This window comes from Phyllobacterium myrsinacearum, from assembly GCF_014138285.1.
Taxonomy (GTDB): Bacteria; Pseudomonadota; Alphaproteobacteria; order Rhizobiales; family Rhizobiaceae; genus Phyllobacterium; species Phyllobacterium myrsinacearum_A.
In genome coordinates this window covers 80,788-104,584 of record NZ_JACGXN010000007.1, presented here as the reverse complement: position 1 = coordinate 104,584, position 23,797 = coordinate 80,788, and the positions used below count along the sequence as shown (strand labels likewise).

General features: G+C 58.0%; 20 protein-coding genes and 1 tRNA gene. 7 read left to right on the top strand and 14 right to left on the bottom strand.

Annotation, left to right across the window (positions count from 1 at the left end; translation table 11 throughout):
* Positions 1–3 precede the first annotated feature (3 nt).
* Entirely contained in the window at positions 4–750 is a 747-nt protein-coding gene (locus FHW16_RS19500; RefSeq protein ID WP_182550954.1) for an ABC transporter ATP-binding protein, read from the top strand.
* A 225-nt stretch (positions 751–975) separates the two neighbouring features.
* Here FHW16_RS19500 and FHW16_RS19495 read toward each other — a convergent pair.
* Positions 976–1,060 (bottom strand) — tRNA-Leu (locus FHW16_RS19495).
* 433 nt (positions 1,061–1,493) lie between these two features.
* On the opposite strand from FHW16_RS19495, the gene lipB reads away from it, so the two are divergent.
* Complete coding sequence (lipB, locus tag FHW16_RS19490; protein WP_182550953.1) at positions 1,494–2,210, top strand: lipoyl(octanoyl) transferase LipB; 717 nt, start codon at positions 1,494–1,496, stop codon at positions 2,208–2,210.
* A gap of 137 nt (positions 2,211–2,347) precedes the next feature.
* On the opposite strand, the gene FHW16_RS19485 is transcribed toward lipB, so the two are convergent.
* Together FHW16_RS19485 and FHW16_RS19480 are read right to left on the bottom strand one after the other, a co-directional pair.
* Positions 2,348–4,360 carry an acetyl-CoA carboxylase biotin carboxylase subunit gene (locus FHW16_RS19485; protein WP_182550952.1) on the bottom strand — a complete coding sequence of 671 codons (2,013 nt, stop codon included), beginning with the start codon at positions 4,358–4,360 and terminating at the stop codon, positions 2,348–2,350.
* Positions 4,361–4,439: 79 nt separating this feature from the next.
* The gene (locus FHW16_RS19480; protein WP_182550951.1) at positions 4,440–5,366 is read right to left on the bottom strand and encodes a DMT family transporter; all 927 of its coding nucleotides are present in this window, start codon (positions 5,364–5,366) and stop codon (positions 4,440–4,442) included.
* 373 nt (positions 5,367–5,739) lie between these two features.
* On the opposite strand from FHW16_RS19480, the gene FHW16_RS19475 reads away from it, so the two are divergent.
* Positions 5,740–6,120 (top strand): helix-turn-helix domain-containing protein, encoded by a 381-nt coding sequence (locus FHW16_RS19475; protein ID WP_182550950.1) that lies wholly within the window; start codon positions 5,740–5,742, stop codon positions 6,118–6,120.
* A gap of 131 nt (positions 6,121–6,251) precedes the next feature.
* Positions 6,252–8,357 carry a DNA topoisomerase IV subunit B gene (parE, locus tag FHW16_RS19470; protein ID WP_182550949.1) on the top strand — a complete coding sequence of 702 codons (2,106 nt, stop codon included), beginning with the start codon at positions 6,252–6,254 and terminating at the stop codon, positions 8,355–8,357.
* A 734-nt stretch (positions 8,358–9,091) separates the two neighbouring features.
* Here the strand turns inward: parE and lpdA are convergent.
* The 5 genes from lpdA to FHW16_RS19445 form a co-directional block, all read right to left on the bottom strand.
* Positions 9,092–10,489, bottom strand: a complete 1,398-nt coding sequence (gene lpdA, locus FHW16_RS19465) for a dihydrolipoyl dehydrogenase (RefSeq protein WP_182550948.1) — start codon at positions 10,487–10,489, stop codon at positions 9,092–9,094.
* Positions 10,490–10,493: 4 nt separating this feature from the next.
* A complete protein-coding gene (locus FHW16_RS19460; protein ID WP_182550947.1) occupies positions 10,494–11,780 on the bottom strand; it encodes a dihydrolipoamide acetyltransferase family protein in 1,287 nt (428 codons plus the stop codon).
* A 9-nt stretch (positions 11,781–11,789) separates the two neighbouring features.
* A complete protein-coding gene (locus tag FHW16_RS19455; protein ID WP_182550946.1) occupies positions 11,790–12,803 on the bottom strand; it encodes an alpha-ketoacid dehydrogenase subunit beta in 1,014 nt (337 codons plus the stop codon).
* A 3-nt stretch (positions 12,804–12,806) separates the two neighbouring features.
* Positions 12,807–14,054, bottom strand: a complete 1,248-nt coding sequence (locus tag FHW16_RS19450) for a 3-methyl-2-oxobutanoate dehydrogenase (2-methylpropanoyl-transferring) subunit alpha (RefSeq protein ID WP_182550945.1) — start codon at positions 14,052–14,054, stop codon at positions 12,807–12,809.
* A 290-nt stretch (positions 14,055–14,344) separates the two neighbouring features.
* Entirely contained in the window at positions 14,345–15,493 is a 1,149-nt protein-coding gene (locus FHW16_RS19445) for a DUF2336 domain-containing protein (RefSeq protein WP_182550944.1), read from the bottom strand.
* Positions 15,494–15,676: 183 nt separating this feature from the next.
* Here FHW16_RS19445 and FHW16_RS19440 point away from each other — a divergent pair, with 183 nt between their 5' ends.
* On the top strand, positions 15,677–16,132 hold the full coding sequence (locus FHW16_RS19440) for a MaoC family dehydratase (RefSeq protein WP_182550943.1): 456 nt from the start codon (positions 15,677–15,679) through the stop codon (positions 16,130–16,132).
* Positions 16,132–17,001, top strand: a complete 870-nt coding sequence (locus FHW16_RS19435) for an HpcH/HpaI aldolase/citrate lyase family protein (RefSeq protein ID WP_182550942.1) — start codon at positions 16,132–16,134, stop codon at positions 16,999–17,001. The genes FHW16_RS19440 and FHW16_RS19435 overlap by 1 nt, the downstream gene beginning before the upstream one ends.
* A 248-nt stretch (positions 17,002–17,249) precedes the next feature.
* Here FHW16_RS19435 and FHW16_RS19430 read toward each other — a convergent pair whose 3' ends face one another.
* Positions 17,250–17,855, bottom strand: coding sequence for a flavin reductase family protein (locus tag FHW16_RS19430; protein ID WP_182550941.1), 606 nt, complete (start codon positions 17,853–17,855; stop codon positions 17,250–17,252).
* Between the two features lie 6 nt (positions 17,856–17,861).
* Positions 17,862–18,443: a nitroreductase family protein gene (locus tag FHW16_RS19425; RefSeq protein WP_182550940.1), complete on the bottom strand. Its 582-nt coding sequence runs from the start codon at positions 18,441–18,443 to the stop codon at positions 17,862–17,864.
* A 166-nt stretch (positions 18,444–18,609) separates the two neighbouring features.
* Between FHW16_RS19425 and FHW16_RS19420 the strand changes: the two genes are divergently transcribed.
* The gene (locus FHW16_RS19420; protein WP_182551106.1) at positions 18,610–19,608 is read left to right on the top strand and encodes a hypothetical protein; all 999 of its coding nucleotides are present in this window, start codon (positions 18,610–18,612) and stop codon (positions 19,606–19,608) included.
* Positions 19,609–19,634: 26 nt separating this feature from the next.
* On the opposite strand, the gene FHW16_RS19415 is transcribed toward FHW16_RS19420, so the two are convergent.
* The 4 genes from FHW16_RS19415 to FHW16_RS19400 all read right to left on the bottom strand — a co-directional run bounded on the left by FHW16_RS19415 (position 19,635) and on the right by FHW16_RS19400 (position 23,637).
* Positions 19,635–20,456: a 1-acyl-sn-glycerol-3-phosphate acyltransferase gene (locus FHW16_RS19415; protein WP_182550939.1), complete on the bottom strand. Its 822-nt coding sequence runs from the start codon at positions 20,454–20,456 to the stop codon at positions 19,635–19,637.
* A gap of 106 nt (positions 20,457–20,562) precedes the next feature.
* A complete protein-coding gene (gene thrS / locus FHW16_RS19410) occupies positions 20,563–22,545 on the bottom strand; it encodes a threonine--tRNA ligase (RefSeq protein ID WP_182550938.1) in 1,983 nt (660 codons plus the stop codon).
* 278 nt (positions 22,546–22,823) lie between these two features.
* Positions 22,824–23,183 carry a membrane protein insertion efficiency factor YidD gene (yidD, locus tag FHW16_RS19405; RefSeq protein ID WP_182550937.1) on the bottom strand — a complete coding sequence of 120 codons (360 nt, stop codon included), beginning with the start codon at positions 23,181–23,183 and terminating at the stop codon, positions 22,824–22,826.
* Positions 23,184–23,190: 7 nt separating this feature from the next.
* Positions 23,191–23,637, bottom strand: coding sequence for an iron-sulfur cluster assembly scaffold protein (locus FHW16_RS19400; RefSeq protein WP_182550936.1), 447 nt, complete (start codon positions 23,635–23,637; stop codon positions 23,191–23,193).
* Positions 23,638–23,797: the final 160 nt, after the last annotated feature.

The window sequence follows — 23,797 nt, the reverse complement described above, 5'->3', positions numbered from 1 at the left end:
AACATGACTTCAATGATTCTCGAAGACGTAACTGTAGACTTTCCAATCTACAATGCGAAAAGCAGATCCCTCAAAAACCAGGTCATGAGTCTGGCGACAGGCGGCACGATTGGTTCAAACTCCGAAGGCCATGTGGTTATTCGTGGCCTCGATTCCATCAATCTGACGCTGAACGACGGAGAGCGGCTTGGATTGATCGGTCATAACGGCTCAGGCAAGACCACACTGCTGCGGGTGATGAGCGGCGTTTACTATCCTTCCGGCGGACGTATTGCGATCAATGGCAAATGCACGTCGCTGATCAATATTTCGCTGGGTATTGATTCCGAAGCGACGGGCCGTGAGAACATCGGCATTCGCGGTGCGCTGCTTGGTTTCAGCAAGCGCGAGATGGCGGCAAAACAGGCAGAGATCGAAGAGTTTTCCGAACTTGGCAACTTCCTTGATATGCCTGTCCGAACCTATTCCACCGGTATGCAATTGCGTCTGGCATTCTCGATTTCAACGGTCATTCAACCCGAGATCCTGATCATGGATGAATGGCTGGCAGCTGGCGATGAAAGCTTTCAGAACAAGGCCAACGAGCGTCTGCACGAACTCGTCAACAAGACCAAAATCCTGATAATAGCCAGCCATTCGAAAGCACTTCTGGTGAAAAACTGCACCCGCATTGTCTGGCTCGAACATGGTAAGATTAGAATGGATTCAGATGCGGAGACTGTCGCAAACGCCTATTTCGGTCATCAATAGGATCGGCAATCTGGCGAAATCAGGGTTTCCTCAAAGCACTATCCGTATACACTGGACCCGCAAGACACCCGTGGTCGAAAAAACACCTATGAATTTCGATTTTCCAGATAGTCGATAACAATTGCTGGTGTCGTATTGCACAGAGCAGACAAATTACCACAAAAACAAAAAAGGCAGCCAAAGGCTGCCATTTTTGTTTCAAATCAATCACTTGGTGAGAGATTTTGGTGCGGTCGAGAAGACTCGAACTTCCACGTCTTTCGACACAGCGACCTCAACGCTGCGCGTCTACCAATTCCGCCACGACCGCACTGTGGTAGAAGCCGAACGTGTCGGCTCGCGGCATGTAGCAAATGAAATTCAGCTAAACAAGCCCTGACGGTAATAAACCCGAATGTTTTTCACAAAGACCCGGGAAACTTATGTCGCACCTGCCAATGGAGTGAATTTAACAGTCGCATCTCATTGAACATCACGCGGGGCACGCGACGATAAAATTCAAAATTCCACTGGAATCATCAGCTTGCCGGCGACCCTTTGATTCTGACGTTTACCTGAGTGATGGGCGCCACAGGGTTGCAAATGTCAGAATCCGGTCTCCAGACTGGAAATCTTCTAAGAAAAAGTCCATATGCGGCTCACCTTCCGCATTGCAGGTGAATCGGCTGTTTGACGAGTTTCAAGCGTCGTGTCTGCTCTGCCCGATGCGGATGAAGCGAAATTCGAGAGTTTGGTTTCCGATCATGAAAAGCAACCGTGACGATATTGTCTCCGCGTTTTTTCCCACGGGGGAAACAGCTGCGGTCGAATGGCTGATCAGTGACGGACTGACGGACTACGAAACCGCCCTCACCTTCATGGAAGACCGCGTGGCGGCGATTCGCGCGGGAACCGCCAGGGAGCTCGTCTGGCTGGTCGAACACCCGCCACTCTACACGGCCGGCACCAGTGCCAAGGACGGTGACCTTTTGGCCGCTGACCGCTTTCCCGTTTATGCCACGGGCCGCGGCGGCGAATATACCTATCACGGCCCCGGCCAGCGCGTGGCCTATGTCATGCTTGACCTGAAACAGCGGCGCGAGGACATCCGTGCATTTGTGACAGCGCTGGAGCAGTGGATCATTGCCACGCTTGCCTCGTTCAATGTGCGCGGCGAACGGCGCGAGGACCGCGTCGGTGTCTGGGTGACACGGCCGGAACGCCCTGCTCTGCCGGATGGTTCGCCGGCGGAAGACAAGATCGCCGCCATCGGCATCCGCCTGCGCAAATGGGTGAGCTTTCACGGCATCTCGATCAATGTGGAACCGGAGCTCGCCCATTTCGACGGTATCGTGCCCTGCGGCGTGCGCGGCCACGGGGTGACCAGCCTTGTCGATCTCGGCCTTCCCGTCGGGATGGACGATCTCGACCGGGCCTTAAGGGAAACATTCGAGGATGTGTTCGGCGCTGTTGAGCGCTAACAGTTCCGCTGTCTGTTGTTGAAAAGGCCGGAAATTTGTCTTTCCGAGCTCGCTCCAGCCATTAAATTCTTCCTTCTCCGTCATCCTCGGGCTTGACCCGAGGATGACGGAGAAGGAAACGCTGCATGATTGGTTTTCTAGGCAAATTCCATGATCACCGCATCCACCGCGAGACTATCGCCCTGCTTCGCATTGATAGCCGATACGGTGAGATCGCGGTCGGCGCGCAGGACGTTTTCCATCTTCATCGCCTCGACGATGGCCAGTGTTTCGCCTGCCTTCACTTCCTGACCTTCCATCACGTTAATCGAGACGATCAAGCCGGGCATCGGGCACAGCAGCATCTTGGATGTGTCCGGCGGCAGCTTCACCGGCATCAGCTTCTCCAGTGCGGCCACATGGGTCTGCATGGCATGACCGATGACCGACATGCCTTTCCAGTCGATGCGCACGCCGTTCAGTACAGGACGCAGTTGCGCCTTCACCGAACGGTCGTCGATGTAGCCATCCCAGACCGCATCACCGGGCCGCCAATCGCTGCGGATGGTAATGTCATCGCCGCCATGCAGCGAAAGCTCAATCTTGACGGGGGGCTTGGCGATGCTCTGATGAATGCTCACAGGCACGTAGTCGTCATTGATCCGCACCTCCCATTCGGAGCGGATCTTGCCCGTATGCGGCCGCAGACGGTCACTGAGGCCATCCAGCCGTCCCTTGCGCACAAGTTCCACGGCAAGGGCAATGCAGGCCAGCACATCCCTGTCCCCGGCGGTTGGCGTGACAGGCTGGAAGCCATCGGGAAACTCTTCAGCGATGAAGCCGGTCGAGAGGCGCCCTTCCCGCCAGCGCGGATGCTGCATCAGCGCGGCCAGGAACGGAATATTGTGTTCGATACCGTCAACCACAAAGGTATCAAGCGCATCGGCCATGGCGTCGATGGCCTCAAGCCGGGTCGGCGCCCAGGTGCAGAGCTTTGCCACCATGGGATCGTAGAACATGGAAATTTCCGAGCCCTCGGTCACGCCGGTATCGTTGCGGATGATGGCCTTGCCGACCGGACCTTCGCTCGGCGGCCGATAGCGGGTCAGGCGGCCGATCGACGGCAGAAAATTGCGGTAGGGATCTTCGGCGTAGAGACGGCTTTCGATGGCCCAGCCATTCAGCTTGATATCCGATTGCTTCAGCTTGAGTTTTTCGCCCGCCGCCACACGGATCATCTGCTCGACCAGATCGATGCCGGTGATCAGTTCAGTCACCGGATGTTCCACCTGCAGCCGGGTGTTCATCTCAAGGAAATAGAAGTTGCGGTGCTTGTCGACGATGAACTCGACCGTACCGGCACTTTGATAGTCCACGGCCTTGGCCAGCGCCACGGCCTGTTCGCCCATCGCCTTGCGGGTGGCCTCATCAAGAAACGGTGACGGTGCTTCCTCAACAACCTTCTGGTTGCGGCGCTGCACGGAGCACTCGCGCTCACCCAGATAGATGCAGTTGCCAAAACTGTCGCCGAGCACCTGAATTTCGATATGGCGCGGTTCAACCACGAATTTTTCGATGAAAACCCGGTCATCGCCGAAAGAGTTGCGGGCTTCCGACGTGGCGCGTTCGAAACCGTCGCGCACCTCGCTTTGATCCCAGGCAATGCGCATTCCCTTGCCGCCGCCGCCGGCGGAAGCCTTGATCATTACGGGATAACCGATTTCACCGGCGATCTTTTCCGCGTGTGCAGCGTCGGTGATGATGTCGAGAAAGCCCGGTACGGTGTTCACCTTGGCGGCATTGGCGAATTTCTTCGATTCGATCTTGTCGCCCATGGCGATGATCGCCCTGGGTTTCGGTCCGATGAAGATGATGCCTTGCTTTTCCAGTGCCTCGCAGAAGGATGCGCGTTCGGACAGGAAGCCATAGCCGGGGTGAACGGCTTCAGCGCCGGTTGCCTTGCAGGCGGCGATGATCTTGTCAGCGACGAGATAGCTCTCGGAGGCTGCCGCCGGACCGATATGCACCGCCTCATCGGCCATTTCTACGTGGACCGCATCGCGATCCGCATCGGAATAGACCGCGACCGTGGCAATACCCATTTTCCTTGCCGACTTAATCACGCGGCAGGCAATTTCCCCACGGTTGGCAATCAGGATTTTCTTGAACACGTTTATGGACCTCCCGCACGAAATACGCCTCTGGTTCTATTGCCAATGGCTGATTTGCTCAACTGGTATTGTCGACGCTTTAATTGAAAGCAGGCTCCGGTGCTTTGTGCTTTTTCCCCTCGCGCCAGACCACGTAGGCGCCGGACGCAATGATGATGGCAATGCCCACCCATTTGGACGCCGTCGGAAACTCCTGAAACACGAACAGACCGATGATGACGGCCATGACGATCTCCAGATACTGGAATGGTGCCAGAAGCGATGCGGGCGCAAGCCGCGAGGCCTGTACCACAAGCAGATGACCGCCCGTGGCAATCGCGCCGATGGCAAACAGCAGGAACCATGACATGCCGGTCGCGGGAGAGCCAAGCGTCATATCGCTGACGCCGAAGACAGCGCCGAGAACGAGAGCGGCCATAACTGTGACGGTGCCGCCGATACCCGCGTAAAGCTGCATGACGAGTGGTGTATCGTGGGCGCCGAAGCGGCGATTGAGAACGAGATAGACCGCAAACAGCGCGGCGGTGCCGAGCGGCAGCAGCGAGACCCAGCCGAAAAGCTCCCAGCTCGGCTGGATAACGATGAGCGTGCCGATGAAGCCAATGGCAACCGCAATGCGCCTGCGCCAGCCCACGGTTTCCTTGAGCACCACAGCAGAGAGAAGCGTCAGCATCAAAGGTTCGACGAAAAACACCGCCATCGCGTCGGCAAGCGGCATATATTTGACCGCAGCGAAAAAACACAGGCTGCCGATCCCCATCAGAAAACCGCGAAACAGATTGCCCCAGAGATTGTGTGGCTTCAGCGAACGCACGCCGGTCAGCGCCGCGATGATCAGCAAGGTCAGGATTGTCTGGACCACGAAGCGCGACAGGGTCACCGTCGCCGGTGGCAGGCTGTCTACCGTCGACAGCCATTTGGCAATCGCATCCATCATCGGCAGGATAAACATGGCACCGGCCATCGTTCCAACGCCCCTCATTTGCGGTGAGGTTGTGTTTTCCATAGGGGCACCTTTCTGCGGCTCGGATGAGGCCTTCTGGCATATCGGCTCTGTGGAAAAATGCAATCGTCCGCAGAACGCAAAACCAAAGCGAAATGGCCGCAGATTTGACTTTTCTGCCCGCAAATGGTGCAAACGGTCGGACCCAACCGCTGAATTTGATCAAAATTCCGGTTGAGACGGCAGGAATATGGTTCGTGGTTCGACAAGCTCACCATGAGGGACAGTGAGGATTGCAGGGAGTTACATTCTGTAAGATTGCTCATACCGCAATGTTTCCAATTAGCCTATCAGCTCCACTCTCCCTCATGGTGAGCTTGTCGAACCACGAACCACAGCTTGCAATCTCAAAAACAAGAAAAAAATGGAGAATCTGATGAATTTCCCCGGCAACATCATGACTGACATACCCGATGCGGACACGCTTGGCGGCCGCCTGTCACGCGCCCGCGATGCCAAATCCATGACAGTGAAAGAACTGGCCGGGCGCATCGGTGTCAGGATGGAAACTCTCGCAGCGTGGGAATCCGACCGCTCGGAACCCCGTGCCAACAGATTGTTCATGCTGGCGGGATTTCTTGGCGTTACACCGACATGGCTGATGCATGGTGTCGGGCAATCGCCTGATGAGAGCGAGACCGTTGAAGGCAATCAGGAGCTCAAAAGCCAGATTGCCAATCTTAAGGTGCTGCATCAGGCGCTCGGCGAGCGGATCGGAGAGCTTGAAAAGGCGGTCCTTAACCTCAAAGCCGCTTGAAACTTGGCGTTTCAACGCATAGTTCTGTGATGAACCCCGGAACAGATCACGAACTCCCATCGCGTTTCCATGCGAAGCATGTAAAGATTGCTGGTGATTCGCAGCCCCTGTAGCATTGGCCAAAATACGATATGGATGACAACAACGACCTCTTTTCAGCGGTAGTCAAAACAGCCCAGGAACGCCAGGCAGCCGTCGATCAACCGCGCGCTGAAGCGGCTGTCACCCCGGTGGCACCGCCTGTGAAAATCGCGCCGATCCCCGCAGCGAAGGCACAGGCACGGGCAGCTCCTGACAGCAACGGCGGTTACAATGCCGCTCAGATTCAGGTTCTCGACGGTCTTGAGCCCGTTCGCCGTCGTCCGGGCATGTATATCGGCGGTACGGACGAGCGTGCCATGCACCACCTCTTCGCCGAAGTCATCGACAACTCCATGGACGAGGCTGTTGCCGGCCACGCCAACTTCATCGATATCGAACTGGATGAAAACGGCTATCTCTCAGTCACGGATAATGGCCGCGGTATTCCAGTCGATCCGCATCCGGACCCGAAGCAGCTGGGCAAGTCCGCGCTCGAAGTCATCATGACCACCCTGCATGCGGGCGGCAAGTTTGATTCCGACGTTTATGAAACCTCCGGCGGTCTGCACGGCGTCGGTATTTCCGTGGTGAATGCCCTTTCCGATCATGTGGAGGTGGAGGTTGCCCGCAATCGCCGTCTTTACCGGCAGCGGTTCTCCCGTGGTCATCCGCTCGGACCGATCGAGGATGTCGGCGAGGTGCACAACCGTCGCGGCACACGTGTGACCTTCCACCCGGATCCCGAGATTTTCGGTCAGGGTGCCAAGTTCGATCCGGCCCGTCTTTTCAAGATGACCCGGTCAAAGGCCTATCTCTTCGGTGGCGTTGAAATCCGCTGGAACTGCGCGCCGTCCCTGCTTGATCCGAAGGATCCGACGCCTGACAAGGCGGTTTTTCACTTCCCCGGCGGGCTGAAGGATTATCTTGCTGCCTCGCTTGGCAAGGATTTTCAAGTCACGCGCGAGATGTTCGCGGGCAAGACGGAAAAAACAGGCGGTCACGGCGCTCTGGAATGGGCGGTTGCGTGGTATGGCGGCGACGGCTTTGTCAATTCGTACTGCAACACCATTCCAACAGGGGAAGGCGGCACCCACGAAGCGGGCCTGCGTATTGCCCTCACCCGCGGGCTGAAAGCCTATGCGGAACTGACCGGCAACAAGCGCGCGTCGATTATCACCACCGATGATGTGATGATCTCGTCAGCGGCCATGCTTTCGGTGTTCATCCGCGAGCCGGAATTCGTCGGCCAGACCAAGGACAAGCTTGCCACGGTCGAGGCACAGCGCATTGTCGAGAATGCCATCCGCGATCCGTTCGATCATTGGCTTGCCGCCTCGCCTCAGGAAGCATCGAAGCTACTCGACTGGGTGGTGGAGCGCGCCGACGAACGCGTCAAGCGCCGTCAGGAAAAGGAAGTCAACCGCAAGTCGGCGGTGCGCAAGCTGCGCCTGCCGGGCAAGCTTGCCGATTGCAGCCAGACCGGCGCGCTCGGCGCCGAGATCTTCATCGTCGAGGGTGATTCCGCTGGCGGTTCGGCCAAGCAGGCGCGTGATCGTGCCACGCAGGCGGTTCTGCCCCTGCGCGGCAAGATCCTCAATGTGGTCAGTGCCGGACGTGAAAAGATGACGGCCAACCAGCAGATCGGCGATCTGATCCAGGCGCTCGGCTGCGGTACCCGGTCAAAATACCGCGATGAAGATCTGCGCTATGACCGCGTTATCATCATGACCGACGCTGACGTCGACGGTGCGCACATCGCCTCGCTGCTTATCACATTCTTCTATCAGGAAATGCCGGAACTGATCCGCAACGGTCATCTGTTCCTCGGTGTCCCGCCGCTTTATCGTATCGCCCAGGGTGGCAAGGTCGCCTATGCCCGTGATGATGCGCATAAGGATGAACTGATGCGCACGCTGTTCACCGGCAAGGGCAAGATCGAAATCGGACGGTTCAAGGGCCTCGGCGAAATGCGCGCCGACCAGCTTAAGGAAACGACGATGGATCGCAGGAAGCGCACACTTCTGCGCGTTCAGATCGACGAGGAATGGATCGAGGAAACCAGAATTGCGGTGGACGACCTGATGGGCACCAAGCCGGAAGCGCGCTTCCGCTTCATTCAGGACCGCGCGGCGTTTGTGGAAGAACTGGATATCTGATCTTTATTCATGGAAAATGTTTTCAAATGGCGGTGCTTTGCATCGCCATTTTGTTTTAGGGCAGATCATTTTCGGCGGGTTGCAGAACCACGCACGCTTGTTGTGCAGAGTTTACCCATGTTCTCACCCCCCTCTGCCCTGTCGGGCATCTCCCCCGCAAGGGGGGAGATCACATTGTCATCGACCATCTCGCTCAACTTTCAGCTGTTGAAGATTATCTGAAACAGTTGTGAAGGCTGATCTCCCCCCTTGCGGGGGAGATGCCCGACAGGGCAGAGGGGGGTGAACCAGTCCTCAGTTTTGCCCTTCGTAAGAAAATCACACCAACTTATCCAACAGTTCTCATCCTCGCTTATTCTCATCGTGTCCTTTCCGGCGGGAATGCTTCCGGAAACTTTCGAAAGTCGGGAAAGGATCGGCGCTTTGGCCTGTGGGGAGAAAACCCATGGGACGAGGAGGTTTCGCCCCTCTGCCACAGCTTCATAGAGACCCGAAAGGGACTGGTGAAAGGGCAGAACAGGCGAAGACACAAATCGCCGGGGCGGGTGGTCCTTGGATCGCAAGCATCGCATACCAGACTACCCCAGACCCGCGTTCCAAGGACCGCCCGTCATTCTCTCTTTCAACAGCCAGACGCAAAAGCGGGCGTGGCAACGGGAAAACACTGCTTCGCATCGACTTAAACAAAAAAGGCGCCGTTTCCGGCGCCCTCCTGATGCGGGAACAAACCTGTTCTAGATATGCAGCGCGTGACCCAGCGCCTTGAGCGCGGCTTCCTGAAAGCCCTCGCCCTGTGTCGGATGGGCATGGATCGTACCGGCGATATCTTCCAGGCGCGCACCCATTTCCACGGCGAGCGCGAAAGAGGCCGACAGTTCGGAAACACCATGGCCAACGGCCTGAATGCCGAGGATCAGGTGATTGCTGGCCGCCGCCACCACCCGGACAAAGCCCTCCTCGCCTTCCTTGGTCATGGCGCGGCCATTGGCGGCAAAGGGAAACAGCCCGATCTTGATCTCATGACCAGCCTGCTTGGCCTCATCCGGCGACAAGCCCACCGTGACGATTTCCGGATCGGTGAAGCAGACGGCGGCAATGGCCCGCTTGTCCCAGCTGCGGTTTTCACCCGCAACGATTTCCGCCACCATCTCGCCCTGCGCCATGGCGCGGTGTGCCAGCATCGGTTCGCCGGTCACATCGCCGATGGCATAGACGCCGCGCATGGAGGTGCGGCACTTGTCGTCAATGCGAACAAAGCGGCCATCCATATCGATATCGATCTCTTCGAGCCCCCAGCCTGAGGTGACAGGCTTGCGCCCGACCGTGACCAGAATCTTGTCGGCAGCGATGCGCTCGTCCTTGCCATCGGCCGTTTCGATCAGCAAAGCGTCGCCCTTGCTGCTGACACCCTTGGCTTTCGCGCCGGTCAGGACAGTAATGCCGAGCTCGTTCAGATGCTTGACCACGGGACGGGTCAGCTCCGCATCATATTGCGGCAGAACTTTCGACTGCGCTTCGACAACCGTGACCTTGGAACCCAGCTTGGCAAAGGCCGTACCGAGTTCGAGCCCGATATAGCCACCGCCGACCACGACGAGCTTCTCAGGGATTTCCGGCAGCGAAAGCGCTTCCGTCGACGAAATGACATTGCCGCCGAATGGCAGTGACGGCACTTCGACCGGAGCCGAACCGGTGGCGATGACGACGTTTTCAGCGCGGATGATCTGCTGGCCGGTCAAGGTTTCCACCTCGATGGTCTTGCCATCGCGAAAACTGGCGCGTCCGGTGACGATCTTGACATTGGCCTTCTTGAGCAGGCCGGCAACGCCATTATTGAGACGGCTGACGATCCCGTCCTTCCAGGCGATTGTCTTGGAAAAATCAATCGCGGGTTCGGCAACCGAGATGCCGAGCGGCGTCTGTCCGACGGCAAAATGCGCCACCTTGGCGAATTCATCGGCCGCATGGATGAGCGCCTTCGAGGGAATGCAGCCGACGAGCAGGCATGTGCCGCCGACCTTCGCCGCTTCGACAATCACCGTATCGACATTGAGCTGTCCGGCGCGGATGGCGCAGACATAGCCGCCAGGGCCAGCGCCGATGACCAGCAGCTTGCAGGAAATATCTTTCATCGGATCAACCCTCCACGAATATCAGCGCTGGCGTTTCGAGCAGCGTCTTGATCCGCTGAATAAAGACTGCGGCGTCCCAGCCATCGATCACGCGGTGATCGAAGCTTGAGGACAGGTTCATCATCTTGCGCGGAATAAACGCCGCGCCGTCCCACATCGGCCGGGTCATCATCTTGTTTACGCCGATGATGGCGACTTCCGGATAATTGATGACAGGGGTAGTGACGATACCGCCCATGCTGCCCAGCGAGGTGATGGTGATGGTCGAACCCGTCAGTTGCTCGCGCGTTGCCGTGCCGGTCTTTGCTGCATCCGCCAGAAGATTGACTTCGGCGGCACAGCCCCAGAGATCGCGGGCTTCCGCATGTTTGACGACGGGAACCACGAGGCCGGAGGGCGTTTGCGCAGCGATGCCGATATGCACGCCGCCATGCTGATGAATGATATTGGCATCATCGTCGTATAGAGCGTTCAGCTGCGGCTGTTCGGCGATGGCTTTCACCATGGCGCGCATCAGGAACGGCAGCAGCGTCAGCTTCGGCTGGTCGGCGCGCTTCTTGTTATTCAACAAGGCGCGCAGTTCTTCCAGCGATGTGACGTCGATCTCCTCGACATAGGTGATGTGCGGGATGTGCGATTTGGCAATCGCCATCTTCTCCGCAATCTTGCGGCGCAGGCCCACCACCTTGATCTCCTTCACCGATGTATCGGGCGCAAGTCCCGAGACCACGGGCTTTTGCGAACCACGGGCAAAGAAGGTGTCGAGATCTTCATGGGTAATGCGTCCGGCCGGACCGGTACCGGTTACCTGACGCAGGTCGATCCCAGCGTCACGTGCCCGGAGACGGACTGCCGGTGAGGCCAGAGCCCTGTCCCCTTCGGCACGCGGCGCACCTGATGTAAGTGGCGCGGATACAGGCGCATGAACAACCGGGGCGGCAGGCTTTTCAGCCTTGATCTCCGGCTTTGGCTCTGCCCTCGCGGGCTGAGGCTTTGGTTCTTCAGCCTTGACGGGCTTGGCCGGTTCCGCGGCGGGAGCGTGGCCCTCGCCTTCGACCTTCAGGCGGATGATCGGCGAGCCGATGGCAATCACCTGCCCGATCTCGCCGCCCAGCCACAGGATTTCACCGTCCACCGGGGACGGAATTTCAACGGTCGCCTTGTCGGTCATGACGGCGGCAAGGATCATATCCTCGCGCACGAGATCACCGACCTTCACATGCCATTCGACGAGTTCGGCTTCTGCAACGCCTTCACCCACATCCGGCAGCTTGATGACAAATTCACCCATCGTCTGCTCCTACCCTTCCAGCGTTTCAAGCAATGCACGGCCAACGCGCGCGGGACCGGGGAAATAGTCCCACTCCTGCGCATGCGGATAGGGCGTGTCCCAGCCCGTCACCCGCGCCACCGGCGCTTCGAGATTGTAGAAACAATGCTGCTGGACCAGTGCCGCCAGTTCAGCACCGAAACCCGATGTCAACGTTGCCTCGTGCACGATGACGCAGCGGCCCGTCTTGGTGACAGACTCGACGATCGTTTCGAGATCGAGCGGCAGCAGCGTACGCAGATCGATGATCTCCGCATCGATGCCGTTTTCCTCGGCGGCGGCCTCGGCCACATAAACCATAGTGCCATAGGCAAGCACGGTCAGCTGCTTACCTTCGCGACGCTTGATGGCTTTGCCCAGCGGCACTGTATAATGCCCATCAGGCACTTCACCCAGTTCGTGCTTCGACCACGGCGTCACCGGACGGTCATGATGACCGTCGAACGGACCATTATAGAGCCGCTTTGGTTCAAGGAAGATCACCGGATCCGGATCTTCCAGAGATGCAATCAGCAGGCCCTTGGCGTCATGCGGATTGGACGGCACGACGACCTTCAGACCGGATACGTGTGTGAACAATGCTTCCGGGCTCTGACTGTGGGTCTGACCGCCGAAAATACCGCCGCCTGCCGGCATGCGGATGACAATCGGGCAGGTAAAGCCGCCATTGGAACGGTAGCGCAGGCGCGCCGCTTCCGAAACAATCTGGTCATAGGCAGGATAGACATAATCGGCGAACTGGATCTCGACACAGGGCTTGAGGCCGTAAGCCGCCATGCCGATGGCGGCACCGACGATACCGCCTTCGCTGATCGGGGCATCGAAACAGCGGGTCTTGCCGTATTTGGCCTGCAAACCATGGGTACAGCGGAAAACGCCACCAAAGAATCCAACGTCTTCACCGAACACGACCACATTGTCATCGCGTTCCATCATCGTGTCCATCGCATCGCGGATGGCTTCAATCATTGTTTTACGCGGCATCGATCACACTCCCGCCTGCTGACGCTGACGACGCAGATGCGGCGGCATTTCCTCGTAGACACCCTCGAACATGTCGCGCGCTGACGGCTTGCCGCCCGCATGCAATGTGCCGAAGCTTTCGGCTTCCTTCTGCGCAGTGATCACCGTGTCGAGGATTTCCGCCTCGGCCTGGGTGTGGCGTTCTTCGGACCAGACACCGCGTCCGATCAGATGGTTCTTCAGACGCATGACGGGATCACCGAGCGGCCAGGCGTCGGATTCGGTCTTCGGCCGGTAAGCGGAAGGATCGTCCGATGTGGAATGCGCACCGGCGCGATAGGTGACATACTCGACAACGGTCGGCCCGAGATTGCGCCGCGCCCGCTCGATGGCCCATTTGGCCACGGCGAAGACAGCGAGATAATCATTGCCATCAACCCGCAGGGCGGGCATGCCGAAACCGAGGCCGCGCGCTGCGAATGTGCCGGCGCCGCCTCGGGCAATGCCCTGGAAGGTAGAAATCGCCCACTGGTTGTTGACGATGTTCAGAACAACCGGCGCCTTGTAGGTGGAAGCAAAAACCAGCGCTGCGTGGAAATCCGATTCCGCCGTCGAGCCATCGCCGATCCAGCCGGCTGCAATCTTCGTGTCGTTCTTGATGGCCGATGCCATGGCCCAGCCGACAGCCTGAATATACTGCGTCGCCAGATTGCCCGAGATCGAGAAGAACCCGTGCTCTTTCGACGAATACATGATGGGAAGCTGGCGGCCCTTGAGCGGGTCTTTCTCGTTGGAATAGATCTGGCACATCATTTCGACCATCGGGTAGTCGTCCGCGATGAGCAGACCCGCCTGACGATAGGTAGGGAAATTCATGTCGCCGGGAGACAGCGCCTTGCGGAATGCGCAACTGACGGCTTCTTCGCCCAGATGTTGCATGTAGAATGATGTCTTGCCCTGCCGCTGGGCAATCTGCATGCGCGCATCGAATGTGCGCAGCGTCATCATGTGGCGCAGGCCTTCGACCAGTTGCTCGTCCGTCAGTTCGCCAGCCCATGGGCCAACCGCTTCGCCATCGCGGTTCAGAACGCGAATGATCGAAAACGCCAGATCGCGGATTTCTTCCGGATTGGCATCAACGGGCGGACGGCGCACAGAACCCGCTTCAGGAATGTTCACATTGGAAAAATCCGGCTCACCGCCGGGGCGCACGGCCGGTTCCGGCACATGCAGACTTAGTGGACCAAATTCACCAGAGGAATTATCAGGCATTCAGCAGACCTCCCAGTCACGCGACTTTTCATGCACTCTACCATGAAATATTAGGTCAGTAATACTGTCTTATTATTCAGCCTGATCTTCCGGCAATGGTCAAAAACCATAGCATTCGGCTGCAACTCTTTGAAATTCATAAGAGTTTCGCATGGACAGAGCATTTCCGCCCGTTCACCAGAGCGCAAAAAAGCAATTTTGCATCACAGAATACGCGAGCCGCGTATTCATTCATTCGCCGGACGATGGAATTTTGTAATCAAATGCGTGCCCATGGCCGAAAACGCCGATCAGGCGGCTGCCATCGCCAGCGCATGATCCCGCGCATTCTCTCGAATCGCCTCCAGATAGATCTTGCGCAACAGGGACTGCATATCGTCATTCGCGGCGGCAAGGTCGGTGGAAAGCCCGTGATTTTCCGGCACGAGATGCTCCATCATACGGCGCGTGACTTCCTGTGGCCCGATAGCCAGTTTGCCATTGGCAACGTCACGCCACGCATGCAGGGCAATACGCAAAGGCTGATGCGTACTATCTGGCAAACCCGCCGCATTGAACAGCGCAGCCAGCGCGGCATCACGGCCGTCTATCAGGAGATTACGGACACGCGACAGATTCTGCCCGGAAAGCGAAACCAGTACGGCGCCGAAAAAATCGATCTTGCCTGAAGCTACGATGCGGATGACAAAAGCCGTCGTCAGATCGCCGCGCAACTGCAGATGCTCGATCAGCGCCGGATATTGAACCGGAGGCGTCGCGGCCACCAGACTTATCGATGCCTTGACACAAGCCTCGCTGGTGATGCGTTTCGCCCGGCGTTCGCCCATGAGCGCCATGACGATATCCATCCGGCAGAGCGCCTCGGCTACCTTGATCGCCAGCGCGTGACGGCAATCGGCAGGCAGGCGGTCATCGTCAGCCAGAAGCGAACGAACATCAGGCATATGGCCAAAGCGTTCGATAAGGCGGCGAAAACTGATATCGGCAATCTGGGCCCGGCTGTTGGCGAGCAACGCCTGGATTGCGATAGGCTCGGCAATCTCGATCAGGGCGGCACTGACAGCGAATGAAACCCTTGCCCTGCCCGCAACGACTTTCTGGGTCTCGCCGCATCCTGCGGCAACGCAGTCGATCAGATCAATGTCGGTCAGCACGGTCGACCGGGCGAGCATATAGGTTGCTATCTCGATCTGGTCGCGTGACAGGCTGGCAACGATGTGCACCGGTGCATGCGCGCTGGTGGAAAAGGCTTCTGCCAGGGCAAGGCGCACTTTTGGCGACGGATCATCCAGCAGCAGTGTCAGCGCGGCTTCCGCCGCACAGCGGTCTTCAAAGGCACGGCCAGTCTCGAGATAGATGTGAGCCAGAGCACCCGCGGCATGGCAACGTTGTGCCGCCGAAGCATGTCCGACCATCGCCAGATAATGCTGTATTGTCATGATTTGTTAGACCCCAAGCTTTTATTATAAGTCAGGCTAACAACAAAAGGTTTACGATCAGTTCACCATATCGATTAACCATGTTGTTACGGCCGCACTGGAGAAGTTTATGCTGCCATGTTGCGAAGCCGCCAAAGCAGCCCTAATCTCCCGCAAAAACGCGCATTGAGGAGACGCCAGCACATGGCCGGACTGTATCTGGAAGAATTCGAAGTCGGGCACGTCTTCAATCACAGCCTGCGCAAGACCGTCACCGAAAGCGACAACATGCTGTTCTCGGTCATGACGCTCAACACGCAGCCGCTGCACATCGACTTTGACTTTGCCGGCAAGACCGAATGGGGCAAGCCGCTGGTCAATTCGCTGTTCACACTCGGACTGATGATCGGTATTTCCGTCAATGACACCACCATCGGCACGACAATCGCCAATCTGGGCATGACCGACGTAACCTTTCCCTCACCGCTGTTTCACGGGGATACAGTGCGGGTGGAAACCACTGTCATGTCAACGCGGCCGTCCAAATCCAAGCCGGATCGTGGCATTGTCGAGTTCGAGCACCGCGCCTACAACCAGAACGGCGTTCTCGTGGCCAAATGCACACGCCAGGCGATGATGAAATCGAAGAGTGCAGCCTGATGCGTTCACTTCTGTTTGTACCGGGCGATTCGGAAAAGAAACTCGAAAAGGGTCTAACCAGCGGAGCCGATGTGCTGCTGATCGATCTGGAGGATTCGGTGAGTGCCGAGCGCAAGGCGGCTGCGCGGACGATCGCCGCCGATTTCCTCAAATCGAATCGCAATCAAAATTCGCCGCGGCTGTTCGTGCGCATCAATGATCTGACCAGCGGCCTCGCTGATGCCGATCTGGACGCGGTGATGCCATCGCTACCCCATGGAATCCTGCTGCCGAAATCCAACAGCGGCAAGGATGTGACGCGCCTTTCGGCCAAGCTGAACGTGCACGAGGCCCGGGCTGGCGCAACGGAAGGCGCGACGCAGATACTTGCCATCATCACGGAAACCGCTTTGGGCACGCTATCGGCGGCAAGCTATCCCGATGCAACGTCACGGCTGTTCGGTCTCAGCTGGGGTGCCGAAGACCTGTCGGCGGTCATTGGCGCGCGCGCTGTGCGGGATGACAATGGCCGTTACACCGATGTTTTCCGGCTGGCGCGCGCACTGACCATTCTCGGCGCTTCGGCCGCCGATGTCGCTGCCATCGATACGGTTTACATCAACTACAAGGACGATGACGGTCTTGCGCGCGAGTGCGCCGAGGCGGAACGCGACGGCTTCACCGCGAAACTCGCCATTCATCCGGCGCAGGTCCCTGTCATCAACAGGGTGTTCACGCCATCAGCCGAAGCAATTGCGCAGGCACAGAAGATCATTCAGGCGTTTGCCGATGATCCCTCGGCGGGAGTCATCGGCATTGACGGGCTGATGTTCGACCGTCCGCATCTGCGCCGGGCGGAGCGATTGATTGCACGGGTTGGTGCTGTTTAAGTCTGTCAGAGGTGCAAACACCCCCCTCTGCCCTGTCGGGCATCTCCCCCGCAAGGGGGGAGATCAGCCTTCACAGCAGCCCTCGCACAATTTGAGATGTTGAAAATAGCGCGAAATCTCTGATGTCGATGTGATCTCCCCCCTTGCGGGGGGCCGAAGGCGGGCGAGACCCGTGGCTCGCCCCGGTAGTGCGACAGGACAGAGGGGGGTGTAATTTGCAATTACACTATGCAAAGTTGCCCCCTACCTCACCCTTCCCATTTCGGCCGGAACATCTGAAAAGTTTCCGACACTGTTGCAAAGTCCATATAGCCAAGCCGCGATACCGGCTGGGCCTTGCTCATATCGACAAGGCCGTTGGTCAGGATGCTCTCATCAATATGAACGCCGACAACTTCACCTGTCACCATGAGCGCCTGCACCGGGTTGCCATGGCGATCGGTGGGATGGCGGATGTCGGTGACAACACACTCCAGCGTCGCAAAGGCTTCGGCGACGCGCGGAGCACCGATCATGTTGCAATCGGCCGCATGGAGACCTGCATACTCGAACTCGCTGACGCCGCGCGGCGCATTCACCGATGTCCTGTTCATGGCCACCGACAGGTTGGCGCTGACGAGATTGGCGGCAAATTCCCGCGTTTCCTCGATGAAGCTGACGCTGTCCTTGCGCCCTTCCGAGGAAAACATGATCAGGCAGGGTTTTGTGCTGATCATGTTGAAGAAGGAGTATGGCGCCAGATTGACTTCCCCCGCTGCCGAGCGGCTCGAAATCCAACCTATCGGACGCGGTGCAACGATCGCCTTCAACGGATCATGCGGCAGGCCGTGACCATCATCGAACTTGTAAAACATGGTCGCTCAGCCCTTCCACGGCCCGGAATAGTCCGACAGGATGTCCTTCACCTCGGGACGCGGGCGCTCCGGCACCTTCGTGTCGCAGCTGCCGATATGGACAAAACCGGCCACCCGCTCATGTGGTGCCAGGCCGAGCAAGGCACGGCCCTTCTCGTCGGATGAATACCAGTTGCTGATCCAGTTGGTGGCATAACCAAGGCCATTGGCTGCGTGAACGAGATTCATCGCCGCCGCACCTGATGACAGGAACTGTTCCCATTCCGGGATGTGATGCTCAACCTTGGAGAAGATGACGCCAATGACCAGCGGGGCGCGGGCAAAGCGCTTCAGCTCCTGCTCGCGCCGCTGTTCGGTCAATGGCCCTTCCCGCTCTTCGGCCAGATCAGCCAGATATTTGCCGACCTCGACGCGCGCGTCTCCCCGGTACAGCACAAAGCGCCAGGGCGTCAGCCGGCCGTGATCTGGCACGCGCGAGGCGATGCGGATCATGGTTTCAATGTCCGCATCGCTTGGACCGGGAAGACCAATGGCGGAGATGGGTGTTGAACTGCGCTGCGATAAAAACTCGATGATGGGCGAAGGCATAGAATGATCCATGGAATGCGGTACCAGGTCCTGTTTTTCGAATGGGCGGACAATGTCGTGGTTTCATTGCCTGTGTAAAGTCACGATCGTGCGAAAAAGCCTTGAAATTGCCACCGGCTTCGGATCAAAACAGCGAATGGGCATATTCTTCGATCAGCAGGCGGTCATGGGTTCCGGCAAACACAGGCAATTGCTTGTTGCGCTGGGCGCCAGCCTGTTTGCCACAGGAGCATGGGCGCAGACGCTCACCCCCGACATGGGAACGCCCGAGCTGAAAATGCCGGCGATTCCCAGCATCAACGAATATGCCAATCCGAAAGCACCTGCCAACAAACCCCTCGCCAATGAGGCAGAACTGGTTATGTCGGCAAAGCTTGCGGAAAACGGCGAGAACATCGGGCGCGGTCTTGTCTGGCGCGTGTTCTCACCCGAGCCCGATGCGGACGGAAAGCTGCGGCTGCTGGCAACCTCGAAGGGCGGCACCACCGCGTTCAATCTGGAACCCGGCAGCTACCTCGTGCACGTGGCGTTCGGCCGGGCGGGAGCGACGAAGCGGATCACCATGACCCGCGCCAAACGCAACGAAACGATGATACTCGATGCGGGCGGTGTCAAACTCAATGCCGTCCTCTCCGGCGGCGGGCGCATCCCGCAGGATCAGTTACGCTTCTCGATCTATGAAGACCATGAGGATTCAACCGGCGAGCGTGCACTCATTATCCCTGATGTGAAGCCGGAAAGCGTCGTGCGGCTCAATGCCGGGACCTACCAGATCGTTTCCAATTACGGCACGGCCAATGCCGTCATCCGCGCCGATATCCGTGTTGAAGCGGGCAAGATCACCGAAGCCAATGTGGAACATCGCGCAGCGCAGCTGACGATGAAGCTGGTGCGTGAAACCGGCGGTGAGGCCCTTGCCGACACGGCCTGGTCGGTGCTGACGACATCAGGCGATATCGTGCGGGAAAGTGTCGGCGCCTTCGCATCCATCGTCCTGGCAGAAGGTGAATACATCATCATCGCCAAGAACAAAGACAAGATTTACCAGCGCGATTTCAAGGTCGTTGCCGGGCGCAATCAGGATGTCGAAGTGGTGGCAACCGATGGCGCAAGCGCAGCATCCACCCCCAATCAGCCTGCTGGCGGTGATGAACCGCTGGATTGACACCCAGCAGGCCGCTGGACTGGCACTCAGCGGGATTTGAGCGGAGCGAGCGAAAACACAGCGCCATACATATAATCCAGAAGATTCTTGCGGTCGACCAGCGGAGCAAGTTCCGACCAGTCCATTGTCCGGCCGATGCGCACATTGATGGCCTTGCCGGACAGCTTGCGAAACTCGCGGATGAGCAATGAAATGCGCAGCGTCATTGAAAACTTGCTGGCGAGATGGAAAAACCGGCCGTTCTGCCCGCCGAAATAAACCGGAATGACCGACGCCTTGGCCTGCTGCACGAGTTTGGCCGGAAAAATCTTCCATGGAAGATCCTCCGCGCGGCCAAAGCCTTTGGGCGCCGTGGCAACTCCGCCCGCCGGAAAGACAACGATGGTCACGCCCTCTTTCAGCAGACGCACCGCTTCATGGCGGGTGGCCATGTTCATGGCGACGGCTTCCTTGGTCTCGTCAAAACAGACCGGCAGCGCATAGGGCCAGATCTCAGGCACCTTCATCAGATCATTGTTGATGAGAACGCGGAACGGCCGGCCCAGCTGTTCCGCCAGTGCCAGCGCGGCAATACCATCGCCGATGCCGAAGGGATGATTGGCAACGATTACCAGCGGCGTATCCGGCAAGTGCTGCGGTGGCCACTGATCCTCAACATCGAGCCGGATGTTGATCAGATCCATCATGCGGCAGAACACATCGATTCCCGCCGGAACGATGTCCGTGCGCCAGGCATTGTACAGCCGGACATAGTGGTCGCGGCCGGACAGACCTTCAATGGACCGGATCAGCCATTGCGTCACGCGTGACTGGGTATCGTTGGCATAGGAGAGTTCTCTGAACTGCACGTTCGCATCCCGGCAATAGGTCGTAAACTCATTAAGCGGCTGATTATTTGCGCAACTTCATGACAGCGTGATGAAAGTCACCACGCTGTCACAAAGCAATGCGGGATTATTCCGCGGCCGCGCGCCGCAGATCCGGCGGCGTGGCTTCCTCGCGAAGCTGCCTGAGCGCATCATCAAGGCTGAGCGAAACCTGGTTCTGTGAACCAAGGCGGCGCATATTGACTGTCCGTTCTTCCGCCTCACGCATGCCGCAGACGAGAATGACCGGTACTTTCTGCAAGGAATGTTCGCGCACCTTGTAGTTGATCTTCTCGTTGCGGAAATCGGTGATGACCTGAAGACCCGCGGCTTTCAGTTCCTTGGCGACCTGTTTGCCGTACTCGTCGGCCTCGGTCGTAATGGTTGCAACCACAACCTGTACCGGCGCAAACCAAAGAGGCAGATGACCGGCAAAATTTTCGATCAGAATGCCAAGGAACCGCTCCATCGAGCCGCAGATGGCGCGATGGATCATGACAGGCTGCTTCTTCTCCGAGGTCGAGTCGATGTAGAAGGCACCGAACCGTTCCGGAAGATTGAAGTCGACCTGGGTCGTACCGCATTGCCATTCGCGGCCGATGGCATCTTTCAGGGTATATTCGAACTTGGGGCCGTAGAAAGCACCCTCGCCCGGCAGGATACCGGTCTTGATGTCGTTCGACTGCTGCTGGATCTGCTCGAGAACGCCCATCATGACTTCTTCGGCACGATCCCACAACGCATCGGAACCAACACGCTTTTCCGGACGCGTCGAAAGCTTGATGGTGATCTCATCAAAGCCGAAATCCTTGTAGACAGACAGGATCAGGTCATTGATGCGCAGGCATTCGGCCGCCATCTGTTCATCGGTGCAGAACACATGCGCGTCGTCCTGCGTGAAGCCGCGAACCCGCATCAGGCCATGCAGTGCCCCCGATGGTTCATAGCGGTGCACATTGCCGAATTCTGCAAGCCGAACAGGTAGATCACGGTAGGACTTCAACCCATGCTTGAAGATCTGCACATGGCCCGGACAGTTCATTGGCTTGAGCGCGAAGACGCGCTCGTCGTCGGTTTCATCACCGGCGACCGTCACCTTGAACATGTTGTCGCGATACCAGCCCCAGTGACCCGACGTCTCCCACAGGGACTTGTCGAGCACTTGCGGCGCGTTGACTTCCTGATAGACGCCTTCGAGACGGCGGCGCATGTAGCTCACCAGTGTCTGGAACATGCGCCAGCCTTTTGCGTGCCAGAAAACCACACCGGGGCCTTCTTCCTGGAAATGGAACAGGTCCATTTCACGGCCGAGCTTGCGGTGATCGCGCTTTTCCGCCTCTTCCAGCACATGCAGGTAGGATTGCAGCTCGCCATCGGTCGCAAAGGCCGTGCCGTAGATGCGGCTGAGCATCGGATTGTTGCTGTCGCCGCGCCAGTAGGCACCGGCCACCTTCATCAGCTTGAAGGCATTGCCGACCTGCCCTGTCGAAGCCATGTGCGGTCCGCGGCACAGATCGTACCAGTCGCCCTGCGCATAGATCTTCAGGTCCTGGTTTTCGGGAATGGCATCGACCAGTTCGACCTTGTAGGTCTCGCCCTTGTCGGCAAAAACCTTGCGGGCCTTTTCGCGTGACCAGATTTCCTTGGTGAACGGCTTGTTGCGGGCGATGATCTCGCGCATTTTCTTCTCGATGACAGGCAGGTCATCGGGCGTGAAAGGCTCGTTCTTGGCAAAATCGTAATAGAAACCGTTCTCGATCACCGGACCGATGGTGACCTGGGTGCCCGGAAACAGCTCCTGCACGGCTTCAGCCAGAACGTGGGCACAATCGTGCCGGATCAGCTCAAGCGCACGCGGATCGTCGCGGGTCAGGATTTCAATCTTGCCGGAATCCTGCAGCGGGTCCGAGAGATCACGCACGATGCCATCGACCGCATAGGCGACGGCCTTCTTGGCAAGGGATTTCGAGATTGATTCCGCAAGTTCCGCGCCTGAAATGGCAGCATCGTATTCGCGCTTCGAGCCATCGGGGAATTGCATGGATACAGTTTTGGAAACTGTCTGTGACATCAGATTGCTCCTATCCAGTCCCGCCAACAATCGCGGGTGGTGTTTCATGACCGGAACGGCTCCGGCGAGCGGACTTTTATGCGCAGTTTTGCCCGGCGTAAAGTGGGGGCCGATGAAAAGCAGATTTTGACCGCTGCAAGTGTTTGGCTCGTGGCATATCGGTTGTGCGTGGTTCACCCTTCGGCGGGCTCAGGAAGCTCACCGTGAGTCCGTTCGACAAGTCGAACCACGGACTCGTGTGGAAGCTGCAGCCTCTTCCCCATGCCAAGAAACGTGATTTACCGTGGTTTGCTCACCCCCCAATACCGCCATGGCATGTACCAGACAAAACGCTGATCCAGGCTGGTCGGCACAGGGTCGTGACCATGGGTGCCGCCCGGCCCACAGCGGACAAACCGGAACAGGCCCATCCACCCGCCGGTCCACAGGCCATAACGGGCGATGGATTCATAAGCGTACTCGGAACAGGTCGGCAGATGCCGGCAGGAATTGCCGATGAAACCGGAAAGGGTTAGCTGGTACAGCCGGACGAAGCCCGTTCCGAACAGCCGCCCCGGCGTCTTGCGCCACGGCCCGCTCCAGTTGCGGGAATAGCGTTTTCTCCGGGGTAATTGATTATCGGCCGGGTGATCGCACATCGGCGGTTCAGGCGGCAGCTTCGGCGTTTTTCTTCTCGATCTGATCGAGGCAATCCACCACCGCTTCGAATGTCAGCATCGTGGAGTTGTGGCGGGCCTTGTAGTCGCGCACGGGTTCAAGAAACTTCAGCTCTTCAAAGCGGCCTTCCGGCGGCGCTCCGTTTTCCTTGAGCATCTTGAACATGGCATCACGAGCCGCGCGCAATTCCTGACTGGTGGCCCCGATCACATGCCGCGCCATGATCGACGAGGACGCCTGCCCGAGCGCGCAGGCTTTGACGTCGTGGGCGAAATCCGTCACCACGCCGTCCTTCACCTTGAGATCGACGACAACCGTCGAGCCGCATAACTTCGAATGAGCCTTCGCGGTCGCATCCGGATTATCCAGACGGCCAAGGCGTTGAATATTCCCGGCAAATTCCAGAATACGCGTATTGTAGACGTCGTTGATCATAACGGACTTCCGTACCTGAACCGAGACGAAGCGCAATCGGACAAGTGTCTGGCGCTTTGGCTCTATGAATCCTGAATTCACTCTCTATATAGTATGTGAGCGGGCAAGCACAAAGCGCCATGGCGTAAATTCTGCGTCAATGATACTTGTGATCGCCCGG

What these genes read in the sequence shown, in the direction of transcription:
- FHW16_RS19500 (WP_182550954.1), top strand. Translation starts at nt 4, where the DNA reads ATGACTTCAATGATTCTCGAAGACGTAACTGTAGACTTTCCAATCTAC.
- lipB (WP_182550953.1), top strand. Translation starts at nt 1,494, where the DNA reads ATGAAAAGCAACCGTGACGATATTGTCTCCGCGTTTTTTCCCACGGGG.
- FHW16_RS19480 (WP_182550951.1), bottom strand. Translation starts at nt 5,366, where the DNA reads ATGGAAAACACAACCTCACCGCAAATGAGGGGCGTTGGAACGATGGCC.
- FHW16_RS19475 (WP_182550950.1), top strand. Translation starts at nt 5,740, where the DNA reads ATGAATTTCCCCGGCAACATCATGACTGACATACCCGATGCGGACACG.
- parE (WP_182550949.1), top strand. Translation starts at nt 6,252, where the DNA reads ATGGATGACAACAACGACCTCTTTTCAGCGGTAGTCAAAACAGCCCAG.
- lpdA (WP_182550948.1), bottom strand. Translation starts at nt 10,489, where the DNA reads ATGAAAGATATTTCCTGCAAGCTGCTGGTCATCGGCGCTGGCCCTGGC.
- FHW16_RS19460 (WP_182550947.1), bottom strand. Translation starts at nt 11,780, where the DNA reads ATGGGTGAATTTGTCATCAAGCTGCCGGATGTGGGTGAAGGCGTTGCA.
- FHW16_RS19455 (WP_182550946.1), bottom strand. Translation starts at nt 12,803, where the DNA reads ATGCCGCGTAAAACAATGATTGAAGCCATCCGCGATGCGATGGACACG.
- FHW16_RS19450 (WP_182550945.1), bottom strand. Translation starts at nt 14,054, where the DNA reads ATGCCTGATAATTCCTCTGGTGAATTTGGTCCACTAAGTCTGCATGTG.
- FHW16_RS19445 (WP_182550944.1), bottom strand. Translation starts at nt 15,493, where the DNA reads ATGACAATACAGCATTATCTGGCGATGGTCGGACATGCTTCGGCGGCA.
- FHW16_RS19440 (WP_182550943.1), top strand. Translation starts at nt 15,677, where the DNA reads ATGGCCGGACTGTATCTGGAAGAATTCGAAGTCGGGCACGTCTTCAAT.
- FHW16_RS19435 (WP_182550942.1), top strand. Translation starts at nt 16,132, where the DNA reads ATGCGTTCACTTCTGTTTGTACCGGGCGATTCGGAAAAGAAACTCGAA.
- FHW16_RS19430 (WP_182550941.1), bottom strand. Translation starts at nt 17,855, where the DNA reads ATGTTTTACAAGTTCGATGATGGTCACGGCCTGCCGCATGATCCGTTG.
- FHW16_RS19425 (WP_182550940.1), bottom strand. Translation starts at nt 18,443, where the DNA reads ATGCCTTCGCCCATCATCGAGTTTTTATCGCAGCGCAGTTCAACACCC.
- FHW16_RS19420 (WP_182551106.1), top strand. Translation starts at nt 18,610, where the DNA reads ATGGGTTCCGGCAAACACAGGCAATTGCTTGTTGCGCTGGGCGCCAGC.
- thrS (WP_182550938.1), bottom strand. Translation starts at nt 22,545, where the DNA reads ATGTCACAGACAGTTTCCAAAACTGTATCCATGCAATTCCCCGATGGC.
- yidD (WP_182550937.1), bottom strand. Translation starts at nt 23,183, where the DNA reads ATGTGCGATCACCCGGCCGATAATCAATTACCCCGGAGAAAACGCTAT.
- FHW16_RS19400 (WP_182550936.1), bottom strand. Translation starts at nt 23,637, where the DNA reads ATGATCAACGACGTCTACAATACGCGTATTCTGGAATTTGCCGGGAAT.